The sequence below is a fragment of the Streptomyces sp. NPDC050263 genome, assembly GCF_040655955.1.
In the GTDB taxonomy this organism is placed as follows: Bacteria; Actinomycetota; Actinomycetes; order Streptomycetales; family Streptomycetaceae; genus Streptomyces.
Map to the genome: position 1 here is coordinate 1 of NZ_JBFAKW010000109.1, position 13,393 is coordinate 13,393.

A 13,393-nucleotide genomic window follows, 5' to 3' on the forward strand; every position below is an offset into this window, starting at 1 on the left:
GTGCTCTCGGTGTGCCGGCCGGAAGTCCTCGTACTGGACGTACTTGGGCTTTCGGCCGGTGCGGCGAGAGCACGCACCGGGCGTCGCGACGGGGCGAACGTTGCCTGCCGCGGCACTAGCTTTCAGGGGCGCACCGGCAGACGCAACGCGACCTACTCGCCCTTCGCCGCGGTCAACCCCTCCAGCCGACTCAGCATCGACACCTTCCCGCCCCGCGCCCCCTTCGCCGGCGCAAGGGCAACCTCGTTCGCGACGAACTCCATCGTCAGCGACTGCTTGGTCTCTCCGGTGGTCAACGCCTGCACGTTCCGGTTGGGAGTAGGCACCGCCGCACCCGGCGCGGCCGTCTGCTTCACGTAGTGGTGCGTGGTGAAGAACACCGCCGCACCCCCGTCCACCGTGCGCAACGCCAACGGAGCGTACTCGCCGCCCGTCAACTCCTCGTCGATGTACTGCGTGACGAGCCCCGGCTTGGTCGCGTTCTTCTCCCGCGTGGCACGCATCTCGTCGGTGTACGCGCCGTTCGCGAACGCGCCCTGGCCGCTGCGCAGATACGTCGTGTAGTCCTTGCTCAAGTCCTCCGGCGCCAGCGCCAGTTCGGCGGTGTTCGCCGGCACGGCCTCGGCGAGGCCGTCCTTGTCCTTCTTGAACTCCGGTATCGAGCCCGCCGCGACGAACGTCAGATACGTCGCCTGCCACGGCTGCGACAGCCCGCTCCGGGTGAAGACCAGCAGCCAGCGCGAGTCGCCGCCCTTGTTGCCCTTCGCGTCGGCGAGGAACCAGCGCGGCCAGCCCGCCTTCTCGGGGATCGTGTACTTCACGTCCGACAGCACCAGCGGCGTGTGCTGCGGGTTGCCGCCCGGGTTGTTGACCCGCCCCGCCTTCAGCCGCGCCGCGTCGATGATTCCGAGGGCGCCGGCGGTGTACTCGGCGTCGAGAGAACCGTCGAACGCCGCGTCCGCCTTGTTGTATGCGGCCGTGAACTGTTCGACCGCCTTCACGGCCTCCCCCTGGGTGGCGCCCGGGAGCACCTCGAGCTCCCCGTGGACCACCACACAGCCGCTCGCGGTGAGCGAGACGGCGGTGAGCGAGGCCGCTATGAGTGCGTACCGATCACGGCTGCGGAGCCTTCGACGCTGCGGAACCCCGGTCGTCAGGCTGCGTTCCCTGCTCATCAGGTGACTTCACCTTCCCCTTCCCGGAGGCGAACCCTACCGGGGCGAGGAACAGCGCGAGCGTCGGGACCAGGTACAGCAGCCACACCGTGACCTGGAGGACCGTCGGATCGGGCTGGAAGTTGAACACGCCCTTCAGCAGCGTGCCGTACCAGCTGTCCGGCGGGATCGTGTCGCTGATGTCGAACGCCTTGTCCGTCAACCCCGGGACCCAGTCGGCCTCCTGGAGGTCGTGGAAGCCGTACGCCAGCACGCCCGCGGCCACGACGACGAGCATCCCGCCGGTCCAGGTGAAGAACTTGGCCAGGTTGATGCGCAGCGCGCCCCGGTAGAACAGCCAGCCCAGCAGGACCGCCGTGGCCAGGCCCAGCGCCACGCCGATCAGCGGGCGCGGGCTGCCGTCGCCGGCCGCGTGCACCGACGCCCACACGAACAGGGCCGTCTCCAGGCCCTCCCGGCCGACCGCGAGGAACGCGGTGGCGACCAGCGCGCCGGTGCCCATCGCCAGGGCCGCGTCCAACTTGCCGTGCAGCTCGGCCTTCAGATGCCGGGCCGTGCGCCGCATCCAGAAGACCATCCAGGTCACGAGCCCGACCGCGAGGATCGACAGCGACCCGCCGAGCGCCTCCTGCGCCTGGAACGTCAGTTCCTGGGAGCCGAATTCGAGGACGCAGCCGAAGCCCAGCGCGAGCAGCACCGCGACGGCGATACCGGTCCACACCGGCTTCAGCGCGTCCCGGCGGTCGGTCTTCACCAGGTAGGCGATGAGGATGCAGACGACGAGCGAGGCCTCCAGGCCTTCCCGCAGTCCGATCAGGTAGTTGGAGAACACGGGCTACGCCTCCTTGGCGAACAGCGTCCGGCCCCACCAGTCGTCCTTGTCGCGGACGCCCGGCGGGACGGCGAAGACAGCCGAACCCACGTGCTGGATGTACTCGTTGAGTGCGTCGGTGGCGAGATTGCGCTGGACGCGGACGAACCCCTCGCGCACGTCACGCTGGTAGGCGAGGAAGAACAGGCCCGCCTCCAGCCGGCCCAGGCCGTCGGTGCCGTCGGTGAACGAGTAGCCGCGGCGCAGGATCGTCGCCCCGTGGTTGGAGTCCGGGTGCGCGAGCCGTACGTGCGCGTCGGGCTTCATCGCCTTGAGGAACGGCTCGTCGCGTTCCTTCGCCTTGCCCACGGGGGCGCCCTCGCCCTTGTCCCGGCCGAAGATGTCCTCCTGCTCCTGGAGCGAGGTGCGGTCCCAGGTCTCGATGTGCATGCGGATGCGCCGGGCGACCAGGTACGACCCGCCGGTCATCCAGTCCGGCCCGTCCTTCTCGCCCACCCACACGAACTTCTTCAGCCGATCGGTCTCGGTGCCCGCGATGTTGCGGGTGCCGTCCTTGAAGCCCATCAGGTTGCGCGGGGTCTGCGCCTCGGGCGTCGTGGACGAGGTCTTGCCGAAGCCGAGCTGCGACCAGCGCACGACGACCTTGCCCATGCCGATCCTGGCCAGGTTGCGGATCGCGTGCACGGCGACCTGGGGGTCGTCCGCGCACGCCTGGACGCACAGGTCGCCGCCCGAGCGGGCCGCGTCGAGGGCGTCCCCGGCGAACTGGGGCAGGTCGACCAGGGCCGCGGGCCGCTCCTTCGCGAGCCCGAACCTGGAGAACAGCGACGGCCCGAAGCCGACCGTGAGCGTCAGCCGCGACGGCTTCAGCCCCAGCGCCTCGCCGGTGTCGTCCGGCGGCGCCTCGGCGAGACCGCCGTACGCGCCGTCCCCGACCGTCTTGCCGGCCGTCATCCGCCGGGCCGCCTCGGTCCAGTCCTTCAACAGCTGGACGAACTCGGCGCGGTCGTCGGTCTGCACGTCGAACGCGGCGAAATGCAGCCGGTCCTGCACGGGCGTGGCGATGCCCGCCTGGTAGGCGCCGTGGAAGTCGACCGCGGCGCCGGTGTCGGCGGCCGTCGGGTCGACGTCGTCGCCGGTACGGGTCATGGCGACCGCCCCGCCGGCCGCGGCGGCGCCGAGCGCGAGCCCGGCCCCGCCCCAGCCGATCAGCGACCGCCGGGAGGGAGTGTTCGTCATGGTCGTCCCCTACTTCGCGACGGCGGCGGCGAGCTTGGACAGCGGCTCGGCGAGCGCGTTGACCGCGTCCGACAGCTTCTTGCGGTCGGCGGCGCTCACCTTGTCGTAGGAGGTGAACTCGTACGACGACGTGTTCGGGCGGTAGGTGTCCAGCAGCGCGTTCAGCGCGGCGAACTGCTTGTCCAGTTCGGTGACCAGAGCCGCGTCGTTCTCCTTCGCGACCGACTTGAGCAGCTCGTACGACTCCTGCGCGCCCTCGACGTTGGCCTTGAAGTCGACGAGGTCGGTGTGCGAGTAGCGGTCCTCCTCGCCGGTGATCTTGCCGGTGGCGACCTCGTCGAGGAGCTCCTTGGCGCCGTTGGCCATGGAGGTGGGGGTGATCTCGGCCTTGCCGACCCGCTTCTGCCAGTCGGTCAGGTCGGTGACGAGCTGGTCGGCGAGGGTCTTGTCCTCGGCGGTGATCTTCTTGTCCTGCCAGAGGGACTTCTCCAGCCGGTGCCAGCCGGTCCACTTCTGGCCGGCCTCCAGGCCGTCGGCGCGGGTGTCGACCAGCGGGTCGATGTCGCCGAACGACTCCGCGACCGGCTCGGTGCGCTCCCAGCCGATGCGGGAGGGGGCGTAGGCCGCCTTCGCGGCCTCGATGTTCCCGGCCTTGATCGCGGCCACGAAGGTCGCGACCCTGGGCAGCGTCTCGTCGGCCTGCTCCTGCGCGTACTTGCGGTAGGCGGCCACGGCCTTGTCCAGGCGGGGGTCGCGCTTGGCGACGGAGCCGCCGGTGACCTTGAGGTCCTGGCGGATGCCGTCGCCCTTCATGCCCGGCTTGCAGGCGATCTCGTAGTCGCCGGCCTTCACCTCGGCGGTGACCCGCTGCTTGGTGCCGGGGCCGATGTTCTCGCGCTCGCTGACGACCCGGTCGTCCGGGAAGAGGATGTAGACCTCGGTGACCTTGGAACCCTTGTTCTCGATGGCGAGTTCGACGTGCCCGGCGGAGATCTCCTTCTTGGAGGTCTCGCACTTGGCGTCCGTGGCGGTCACGCCGATGACCCGGTCGCCGTCTGTCGAGTCGCTCTTCGAGGTGCAGCCAGTGACGGCGGTCAGTGCGGTCACAGCGGTAACGGCGGTGACGACGGACAGTCTGACGGCTCGCATTCAGGCTCCCAGCGGTGGCTGAAAAATCACGTGACAGGGCTCACGCGGATTGGTGAGGCTCGCCTAACTTATCCAAGGCTTACCTGTGCAAGACAGGCCCCTGCCGTGATTCACCTCTCATAAATGCCGTAAGGGCACGAGCGGATCACGGTGGCTCAAAACGGACCCCAAGGGAAGGTCAAAGGAGATTCAAAGATTCCGCTTCGGGATCGCGAGGACGGTTCCGGTGCGAGGGTGCGCAAGCACCTCGACGGGTTGGTCGCAGACGTCCGACAGCGGCCCCTCGGTGAACACCTCGCCCGGCGGACCGTCCGCGGCGGCCCGCGGGGCCGGCGGAGCCACTGGTGTCACCGGTGTCGGCGGGCTTCTCCAGGGCGGCCATGATCAAAACTTAGGTTAGCCTTACCTTTGCCCGCTGTGGCGCTCCGTCCGACCGGTGCTTCAATTCCCCGGTGACTGATTACGACGTGCTCCGTGTCTTCTGTGCGCCGAACGGCGGCTACGGCAACGAACTTGGCGTGGTCCGCGAAGGCTCGGTGCTGCCGGACCGCGAGGACCGGCAGGCCCTCGCGGCGAAACTCGGCTTCAGCGAGACGGTGTTCGTCGACGACCCCGAGCGCGGGATCATCGACATCTACACGCCCACCGTCCGCCTGCCCTTCGCGGGCTACCCGTGCGTGGGCGTCGCCTGGCTGCTCGACGTGCCCGAACTGGTCACCCCGGCCGGAGTCGTGGGCACCCGCCTGGACGGGGAGTTCACCTGGATAGAGGCGCGCGCGGAGTGGGCCCCGCCGCGTGCCTTCCGCCAGTACGCCACTGCCGCCGAGGTCGACGACCTGCCCGTTCCCCCGCCCGGCGAGTGGATGTACGCGTGGGCCTGGGAGGAGGAGTCCGCGGGCCGGATCCGCGCCCGCGGCTTCCCGGGCCGCGACGACGGCATCGACGAGGACGAGGCGACGGGCGCCGCCGCGCTGCTGCTCACCGAGCGGCTCGGCCGTGCCCTCAACATCACCCAGGGTGCGGGCTCCCAGATCCTGACGGCCCCGCAGCCGTACGGCTGGGTGGAGATCGGCGGCCGGGTGTTCCTGGAGCGCTGAGCCCTCCGGGCGAGGCGGAAAGGGCCGTACGGGTGGTCTCGCGTGTGCGGGCGGAGGTCAGCGGGGATCACTGGGCGTGATCGCTCAGCCCCGCGAGAGGAACATCATGCGCATCCGATCCGTCCTGGCCGCAACCGTCCTGGGTGTCGCCCTGACCGCCGTCGCCGCCGCGACCGCCACCGCCGACGAGGGTCCCCGGCACCACTACGACAAGGACGACGCCGTGTGCAGCCCGTACGCCGGGTTCATCGACACGGTCTCCAGCGACATCGCCTGGAAGGGTGCGCACTGCCACGGCTTCGGACACTGACGCGGCGGACAAGGCGGGGCCCCTTCCCTCTCCGGGAACGGGGCCCCGCCCGTTTTCGTGCCGACGACGCCCGCGCTCCTGCCGGCGACGCTCACGCCGACAGCCGGAACTCCTCGCCCAGCGCCCGGAAGACGGCCGTGTTCAGCGCGAAGGCGCGCTTGCACTCGCTCACGATCCGCTGCTTCTCCAGATCGTCCGCGCGCACGCCGTCCAGCAGCTCCCGGTAGCCCCGCTTGAACGCCGCCGGGTTGCCGATCCCCTCGAAGACGTAGAAGCGGACGCCGTCGCCCTTGCGCGCGAAGCCCCAGGTGCGCTCCGCCTTGTCGCGGATGATCTGCCCGCCGGAGAGGTCGCCCAGGTAGCGGGTGTAGTGGTGGGCGATGTACCCGGCCGGCCACCGCTCGGCGCACTCCCGTACCCGGGCCGCGTACGCCTCGGTCGCCGGCAGGGCCGACAGCCCGCCCCGCCAGCCGGCGCCCCGCAGATGCGCGAGGTCCCGCTCCAGGGCGGCGAGCCGGAACAGCTCGGGCTGGATGAACGGCCCGGTCACCGGGTCCGAGGCCAGTCGCTCGGCGCCGGTCTCCAGCGCCTCGTACACGAACCAGAGTTGTTCGGTGTACCGGGCGTACGCGTCGACCCCGAGCCTGCCGCCGAGGAGGTCGCTCATGAACGTCGAGGTCTCGGCCTCCACATGCTGCGCGTGGGAGGCGGTGCGGATGACGGTCGAGAAGGAGTCCATGCGGCATATCCTCTAAGGTAAGGCTTGCCTAAGTCAATGCGCTTGCCGACGTGTTGTCGGTAAAAGCGTACAAGAAAAGACCCGCCCCGGCCGGGGACGGGTCCACGCGGCGGATCAGGCGATCACGGCAGGGTGAGGATCTCCGTGCCGGTGTCCGTCACTGCCAGCGTGTGCTCGAACTGGGCGGTCCGCCTGCGGTCCTTGGTGACCACGGTCCAGCCGTCGTCCCACATGTCGTAGTCGTGCGTGCCGAGCGTCAGCATCGGCTCGATCGTGAACGTCATCCCGGGCTGGATGACGGTCGTCGCGTGCGGGCTGTCGTAGTGCGGGATGATCAGCCCGGAGTGGAACGACGAGTTGATCCCGTGCCCGGTGAAGTCCCGCACCACCCCGTACCCGAACCGCTTCGCGTACGACTCGATGACCCGCCCGATGATGTTGATCTGCCGGCCGGGCCGGACCGCCTTGATCGCCCGCTCCAGCGACTCCCGGGTCCGCTCCACCAGCAGCCGCGACTCCTCGTCGACGTCCCCGACCAGGTATGTGGCGTTGTTGTCGCCGTGCACCCCGCCGATGTACGCGGTCACGTCCAGGTTGACGATGTCGCCGTCGCGCAGGACCGTCGAGTCCGGGATGCCGTGGCAGATGACCTCGTTGACGCTGGTGCACAGGGACTTGGGGAAGCCGCGGTAGCCGAGCGTCGACGGGTAGGCGCCGTGGTCGCACATGTACTCGTGCGCGACCTTGTCCAGCTCGTCGGTGGTGACCCCGGGCGAGATCAGCTTCGCGGCCTCCGCCATCGCCTGCGCGGCGATCCGGCCGGCCCGGCGCATCGCCTCGATCGTCTCGGGCGTCTGCACCTCCGGGCCGGTGTAGGGGGTCGGCGCGGGCTTGCCGACATACTCGGGGCGACGGATGTTTCCGGGCACGGAACGGATGGGGGAGAGCTCCCCTGGAACGAGCAGCGACTGGCCAGACATGCCGGTGAGTCTAACGAGCGGCCATGGGGGAACATGTCGATGGCGAGAGGAGCCGTCATGCCCCTGTTCAAGAAGCGGACCGTCGGCAAACCGGGCGAGTGGTACTACTGCCTGGAGCACAAGAAGGTCGAGGAGGGCCCGGAGTGCCCGGGCAAGGACCGCTTCGGCCCCTACGCGACCCGCGCCGAGGCCGAGCACGCGATGGAGACCGCTCGCGAACGCAACCTCCAGTGGGAGAACGACCCCAAGTGGCACGACGCCCCGACGGGCGACGCGCCCGCGGACGACGACTGATCACCCGGCCACTCACACGTCCATGACGGGCGCGGTGGGCGCGGCCGCGCGGTGGGCGCGCTGTCGCGCCGCGTGCTCGTTCGTGCGGGCGTCGTACGTCATCAGCGTCGGCAGACAGAGCGCCAGCAGTCCCACCGCGCCCACGCACAGCACCCCGCCCGACCAGACGGACGTCCGCACCCCCAGCCAGGCCGCGAGGCCGCCGCTGCGCACCTGGCCGACCGTCGGACCCACGGAGTAGGACAGCAACTCGATCCCGGCGAGCCGCCCGCGCAGCTCGTCCGGGATCGTCTGGTTCCACATCACCCCGCGGAAGATGCCGCTGACCATGTCGAACGCGCCCGCGACCATGAGGCAGAGCAGCACCAGCCAGACGTTCCCGGCGAGCCCGGCGGCGGCGATCGCCCCGCCCCACAGCGCGGCCGACAGCACCACCATCCGCCCGTGCCGGTGCACCCGCGAGGTCCAACCGCTGGTGAGACTCACGAGCAGCGCCCCCGCCGGCAGCGACGCGTACATCAGGCCCAGCGACCACTCGGCGTCCAGCTCGTCCGCGAGGAACGGCAGCACGGCGAGCGGCATGGCGAGGAACATCGCCGCGAGGTCGACGGCGTACGTGCCCAGGAGATCCTTGCGGCTCCAGGCGTACCGGGCGCCCTCGGCGATGGCCTTGAGCGAGGGCTTCGCCACCACGGGGGTCCCCCCGCTCGAGCGAAGCCGAGAGTGGGGGAGCGCGGCGGGGGAGGCGGCGATGCGCACGACGAGCGCGACCGACACGACGAACGTGAGGACGTCGGCGGCGTAGGCCCAGCCCAGGCCCGCATACGCGACGACGACACCGGCGAGGGCAGGCCCCGCGACCCCGCCCACGGTCCACCGCAGCGAGTTCAGCGAGGTCGCCGCCGCCATGTGCTCATGGGCGACGATCCGCGGCCACAGCGAGTCGAGTGCGGGCCGCTGGACGGAGACGAGGGCCGAGGACAGCGCGGCGACGAGGTACAGCGGCCAGACGGCGGGGCCCGGCAGCAGCGCGTTGACCAGCAGCACCGCGCTGAGCAGGCCCTGCCCGGCCTCCGTCCACAGGATGAGCTTCCGTTTGTCCCACGCGTCCGCGAGAGCCCCGCCGTACAGCCCGAACACCACGAGCGGGATCAGCTCCACGGCCCCGATCGCACCCACCGCCGCGGCCGAACCGGTCAGCTCCTTCACCTGCACGGGCAGCGCGACGAAGGTCAGAAAGCTCCCGAAGTTCGACACGGTCCCCGAAACCCAGAGCCGCCGGAAGTCCCGCGACGCCCGCCAGGGCGCGAGATCGGGCAACAGCGCCCGCAGCCCGGAGGAAGCGGGAGACGAGAGGGCGGGGGCATCGTCGTCGGTCACGGGGGTCCATGCTTGGCGAGCCCGATGCCCACGGCAACCGCTTTTCGGGACGGTCACCACGGGGGCGGGGGCGGGGCCGTCAGCCGGTCGGTCAGGCGGGAGAGGCGGTCGGTGAAGCGGCGGCGGCCGCGTGGCGGCGGGAGGATCTCGCCGGCCGCCGCGCTCACCAGGTGCTGCACGGTGTCGAGGTCCAGCTCGGAGCCGTCCGGCACGGGGAGCGTCTCGTGGGCCAGGGACGTCAGGTCCGGGTCCGCCTCGCCGGGCCCCAGGGCCAGGATCGTCACCCCGGCGCGGCGGGCGTCCGACACACGGTCGAGGAGCGGCGCGTCCCCCGACGGCGACGCCACCAGCAGCGTCTCGCCCCGGCGCGCCGCCTCGATCCGGCCCAGGCCGACCGCGAGATGCGCCGGATCGGACGGACGCGCGTCGTGCCGTACGAGCGTCGGCGCCAGCTCCGGCGTGCCCGACCACGCCGCCTCGTCCACCAGATGGGCCGCGAGATGCCAGGGCTCGTAGCGGGCCGTGCCCACCAGCAGCAGCCCGCCCCCGTGCGACACGACCGACCCCCGCAGCACCCCGGCGAACCTCCGCGTGGCCGACAGCCACTCGGTCCCGGCGAGCACCTCACGCAGCAACGCGACCCGTACGGCGTCCATGCGGCCGGATACTGCACCAACCCGCCGCTCCCGGCCGGGGGTTCGCCCGTCATTCACCCGACATGACGAAGGGCCGCTGCGCACGCCCGCGTAAAGTCGGCCCATGACCTCTACCGACAGTGCACAGAACGTCCCTGAGAGCGCCCCGGCCAAGGCCCCCGCCAAGGATCCGTGGGACCTCCCCGACGTCTCCGGCCTGGTCGTCGGCGTACTCGGCGGCACCGGCCCGCAGGGCAAGGGCCTCGCCTACCGGCTCGCCAAGGCCGGCCAGAAGGTGATCATCGGCTCGCGTGCAGCGGACCGCGCCCAGGCCGCCGCCGACGAGCTCGGGTACGGCGTCGAGGGCGCCGACAACGCCGAGACCGCGCGCCGCAGCGACCTCGTGATCGTCGCCGTGCCGTGGGACGGCCACGGCAAGACGCTGGAGTCGCTGCGCGAGGAGCTGGCCGGCAAGCTCGTCGTCGACTGCGTCAACCCGCTCGGCTTCGACAAGCAGGGCGCCTACGCGCTGAAGCCGGAGGAGGGCAGCGCCGCCGAGCAGGCCGCCGCCCTGCTCCCGGACTCCCGGGTCGCCGCCGCCTTCCACCACCTCTCGGCGGTCCTCCTCCAGGACCCGGCGATCGACGAGATCGACACCGATGTGATGGTGCTGGGCGAGGCGCGGGCCGACGTCGAGATCGTGCAGGCGCTGGCCGGCCGGATCCCCGGCATGCGCGGCGTGTTCGCCGGGCGGCTGCGCAATGCGCACCAGGTGGAGTCGCTGGTCGCCAACCTGATCTCGGTCAACCGCCGCTACAAGGCCCACGCGGGCCTGCGCGTCACCGACGTATGAGCGCATGGGGGACACTGGACGGAGCCAGCCCAGCAGTGTCCCCCGACAGGAGAACCGGACCGATGCCCCGCCTCGCCCTCTACACCCTCGTCGTCTGCGTGCTCGCCACGGCCGCGGCGGTCGTCTCCTTCGCCCGGGGCAGCTTCCTGGGAGTCGTCTGGGTGCTGCTCGCGGGCCTGTCGTCCAACATGACCTGGTACTACGTGCGGCGCGAGAAGCTCCGCAAGGCGGCCGCCGCGGCCGCCGCAGGCCCCGCGGGCGCCGACGTCACGGGCTGACCGCGCAGTACTCGTCGGCGCCCTCCCAGAAGCGGTACAGCGACTGCCCGCAGTACGTCTCCAGGTCGTTGATCCCGAGGCCGCGCAGCACCGCGTCGACCGCGTCGAAGAACACGGCGTTCACCGACGGCACCCACAGCAGCGCGAACACGAACAGCAGCCCGAACGGCGCGAACGGCTCCACCTGCCGCTTGACGTTGTACGACAGCCAGGGCTCGATGACCCCGTAGCCGTCGAGACCCGGCACCGGCAGGAAGTTCAGGATCGCCGCCGAGACCTGGAGCAGGGCGAGGAACGCGAGCGCGAACCGGAAGTCGGCCGGCACGCCGTCCAGCGCGTCCAGCCAGAACGGCGCCGTGCACACCACCGCGAACAGCACGTTCGTCAGCGGACCGGCCGCCGAGATCAGACTGTGCCGCCACCGCCCCCGGATCCGGTCGCGCTCGATGAAGACGGCGCCGCCCGGCAGACCGATCCCGCCCATGATCACGAACAGCACCGGCAGAATGATGCTGAGCAGGGCGTGCGTGTAGGCGAGAGGATTAAGGCTCAAGTAGCCCTTGGCTCCAACGCTGATGTCCCCTGAGTGCAGCGCGGTACGGGCGTGTGCGTACTCATGGAGACACAGAGACACGACCCAGGCCGAGGTGACGAAGAGGAAGACCGCGAGTCCTGGCGATGCGGCGAAGTCCGTCCATACCGCCCACCCAGTGACTGCCGTCACAGCAGTGATTCCTAGGAAGACAGGGCTTATTCGCTGTTCGCTCTTGCGGGAGGCGGTGGTCATGGGCGGGGGCTCCTGGTGCGTGGCAACCGGCCTGAGGGATCCTCGGCCGTGACGGTGATTGCGGGAAAAGGACTCGCCCGTGAGCTTCCCAGAGTGTGACAGGTGTCGGGGCCCCGGGGTCCAGTAAGGGCTCGTACTACTTCAAGAACTTCGCAAGACGACCCGAGAAGTCTTCGGGGATCTCCAGAACATGGCCCCCGCGTTCTTGTGGGTGGCATCGGACCGTGATGCCGGCGCGCGCCAGATCATCCCCGATTTCGGTGATTCCCATGGTCTGCCACCGCTCGGCGAAGGTGATACCGAGAGGCTCGAACCGCCAGTGATCCTCGTCGCTCTCATGCGACGGATCCGACTCGTCACGGGCTTGGGTGCGCTGCACGTACGTACGGCGGGTGACAAGTGCATTTCCGACGGATCGGATCAGCATCTGCAGGATGGGCGTGACGATCTCGGCGTCGGGCAGGAACACGTAGCCGGGACACGCCGGTGAGGCGACTCGGGACAGGCAGCGGACCTTCTCGGTCACCCGGTACGTCCCGTCCTTGCGCCGCTTCCTGGAGGTGTGGAGCTGAAGATTCTTGCCGCAACCTCCGCACTTGATCACGTTGAGGAGTGGGGTCCTGGGCGTTGCGGAGCGTTGGGTGACCGGGGCGGCTGAGCGCGTCAGGGCATCCTGAACGCGATCGAAGACTTCTTGGTCCAGTACCGCTTCGGCTACGCGGACGGGATGGCCTTCCTGGTCGTGTACCAGGATTCGCCTCTTGTATTTTTTGCCGGGGACATCCTCGTTACGTGCTTTCCAGCCCAGCAGGGTTGGGGATGTGAGGATCCCTTTGAGCGTGCGGGGGTACCAGACAAAGTCCTTGCCGGACTTGTTTCTCTGATACGTGTCCGCGGGTGCAGGCAGCCCGCGGTCTTCGAAGTCTCTGCAGATGGCATTGACCGGCTCACCTTTGATGACGCGCTGAGCAGCTTCTCGGACGACGGCCGCCGTCTCAGGGTTGATCTCCAGGTAGCGGGCGCCGTCCTTCGCATAGGTGCGATAGCCGAAAGGAGGTGAACCGCCGCCCCACCGCGTGGAGGTGAGCAGGTAAGCGCGAGACGATGCAACCCGCTCAGCGACGGCCTGGGCTTCCATCTGGGCAAATGTGGCGATCATGGTGGCTGTCTCCGTTCCCGTCGAACTCGTGAGATCGAACGGCTCGGTGGCGGATACCAGCCCCTTGCCGCCATGACGCTCGGACCACTCGATCATCTCGTGGAGGTCGCCGACGCGGCGGACGAAGCGATCCAGTCGCCAGAAGACGATGACGTCGAACTCAGGTGCACGGGCGTCCAGCCATCGGGACAGTTCTGGACGTTTCCACGGCGGCACTGCGGTGGCGGAGACGGAGAGGTCTTCGGCGACACCGGCGACCTTCCATCGGCGCGCCGCACAGAAGGCCCTGCACTCCGCGAGCTGCCGTTCAGGGCTGGTCGTCGATTCGGTCTGAAGGGTCAGCCGGACCGCGATCAATGCCCTGCGAGTTCGTTCCATGACTTGAGGCTATCCTGCTTGTATCTAAAGAGCTGAGAGTTAGGTAAACCAAGAGGAGGACGCCTTTCCCGCCTGCCCACCTCGCGCCGCACCGAAGAAACCCCATGA

15 protein-coding genes and 1 pseudogene are annotated in these 13,393 nt (G+C 69.8%); 5 read left to right on the forward strand and 11 right to left on the reverse strand.

Features of this window, described 5'->3' with window-relative positions; genetic code table 11:
- Positions 1-152 precede the first annotated feature (152 nt).
- The 5 genes and pseudogenes from AB0J04_RS34655 to AB0J04_RS34675 all read right to left on the reverse strand — a co-directional run.
- Complete coding sequence (locus AB0J04_RS34655) at positions 153-1,175, reverse strand: hypothetical protein (RefSeq protein WP_363172578.1); 1,023 nt, start codon at positions 1,173-1,175, stop codon at positions 153-155.
- A complete protein-coding gene (gene efeU, locus AB0J04_RS34660) occupies positions 1,114-2,007 on the reverse strand; it encodes an iron uptake transporter permease EfeU (RefSeq protein ID WP_363172579.1) in 894 nt (297 codons plus the stop codon). The genes AB0J04_RS34655 and efeU overlap by 62 nt, the downstream gene beginning before the upstream one ends.
- Before the next feature lie 3 nt (positions 2,008-2,010).
- Positions 2,011-3,246 carry an iron uptake transporter deferrochelatase/peroxidase subunit gene (gene efeB, locus AB0J04_RS34665; protein ID WP_363172580.1) on the reverse strand — a complete coding sequence of 412 codons (1,236 nt, stop codon included), beginning with the start codon at positions 3,244-3,246 and terminating at the stop codon, positions 2,011-2,013.
- Positions 3,247-3,255: 9 nt separating this feature from the next.
- A complete protein-coding gene (gene efeO, locus AB0J04_RS34670; protein ID WP_363172581.1) occupies positions 3,256-4,395 on the reverse strand; it encodes an iron uptake system protein EfeO in 1,140 nt (379 codons plus the stop codon).
- 189 nt (positions 4,396-4,584) lie between these two features.
- Positions 4,585-4,719: pseudogene (locus tag AB0J04_RS34675) on the reverse strand (hemin ABC transporter ATP-binding protein); the annotation flags it as partial.
- 128 nt (positions 4,720-4,847) lie between these two features.
- Between AB0J04_RS34675 and AB0J04_RS34680 the strand changes: the two are divergent.
- Both AB0J04_RS34680 and AB0J04_RS34685 read left to right on the forward strand, forming a co-directional pair.
- Positions 4,848-5,492, forward strand: a complete 645-nt coding sequence (locus tag AB0J04_RS34680) for a PhzF family phenazine biosynthesis protein (protein ID WP_363172582.1) — start codon at positions 4,848-4,850, stop codon at positions 5,490-5,492.
- Between the two features lie 106 nt (positions 5,493-5,598).
- On the forward strand, positions 5,599-5,802 hold the full coding sequence (locus tag AB0J04_RS34685) for a hypothetical protein (RefSeq protein WP_363172583.1): 204 nt from the start codon (positions 5,599-5,601) through the stop codon (positions 5,800-5,802).
- A gap of 91 nt (positions 5,803-5,893) precedes the next feature.
- Here AB0J04_RS34685 and AB0J04_RS34690 read toward each other — a convergent pair whose 3' ends face one another.
- The gene (locus AB0J04_RS34690; protein WP_363172584.1) at positions 5,894-6,541 is read right to left on the reverse strand and encodes a biliverdin-producing heme oxygenase; all 648 of its coding nucleotides are present in this window, start codon (positions 6,539-6,541) and stop codon (positions 5,894-5,896) included.
- Positions 6,542-6,663: 122 nt separating this feature from the next.
- Entirely contained in the window at positions 6,664-7,521 is an 858-nt protein-coding gene (gene map, locus AB0J04_RS34695; protein ID WP_363172585.1) for a type I methionyl aminopeptidase, read from the reverse strand.
- 57 nt (positions 7,522-7,578) lie between these two features.
- Here map and AB0J04_RS34700 point away from each other — a divergent pair, with 57 nt between their 5' ends.
- Positions 7,579-7,815, forward strand: coding sequence for a hypothetical protein (locus AB0J04_RS34700; RefSeq protein WP_363172586.1), 237 nt, complete (start codon positions 7,579-7,581; stop codon positions 7,813-7,815).
- 12 nt (positions 7,816-7,827) lie between these two features.
- On the opposite strand, the gene AB0J04_RS34705 is transcribed toward AB0J04_RS34700, so the two are convergent.
- Together AB0J04_RS34705 and AB0J04_RS34710 are read right to left on the reverse strand one after the other, a co-directional pair.
- The gene (locus AB0J04_RS34705; RefSeq protein WP_363172587.1) at positions 7,828-9,195 is read right to left on the reverse strand and encodes an MFS transporter; all 1,368 of its coding nucleotides are present in this window, start codon (positions 9,193-9,195) and stop codon (positions 7,828-7,830) included.
- A 53-nt stretch (positions 9,196-9,248) separates the two neighbouring features.
- Positions 9,249-9,851, reverse strand: coding sequence for a hypothetical protein (locus AB0J04_RS34710; RefSeq protein WP_363172588.1), 603 nt, complete (start codon positions 9,849-9,851; stop codon positions 9,249-9,251).
- 103 nt (positions 9,852-9,954) lie between these two features.
- Here AB0J04_RS34710 and npdG point away from each other — a divergent pair, with 103 nt between their 5' ends.
- Both npdG and AB0J04_RS34720 read left to right on the forward strand, forming a co-directional pair.
- Positions 9,955-10,683, forward strand: a complete 729-nt coding sequence (npdG, locus tag AB0J04_RS34715) for an NADPH-dependent F420 reductase (RefSeq protein ID WP_363172589.1) — start codon at positions 9,955-9,957, stop codon at positions 10,681-10,683.
- Between the two features lie 62 nt (positions 10,684-10,745).
- Entirely contained in the window at positions 10,746-10,961 is a 216-nt protein-coding gene (locus tag AB0J04_RS34720) for a hypothetical protein (protein WP_363172590.1), read from the forward strand.
- Here AB0J04_RS34720 and AB0J04_RS34725 read toward each other — a convergent pair.
- Positions 10,951-11,748 (reverse strand): site-2 protease family protein, encoded by a 798-nt coding sequence (locus AB0J04_RS34725; protein ID WP_363172591.1) that lies wholly within the window; start codon positions 11,746-11,748, stop codon positions 10,951-10,953. The genes AB0J04_RS34720 and AB0J04_RS34725 overlap by 11 nt on opposite strands.
- A gap of 136 nt (positions 11,749-11,884) precedes the next feature.
- Complete coding sequence (locus tag AB0J04_RS34730; protein ID WP_363172592.1) at positions 11,885-13,285, reverse strand: recombinase family protein; 1,401 nt, start codon at positions 13,283-13,285, stop codon at positions 11,885-11,887.
- Between the last annotated feature and the right edge of the window lie 108 nt (positions 13,286-13,393).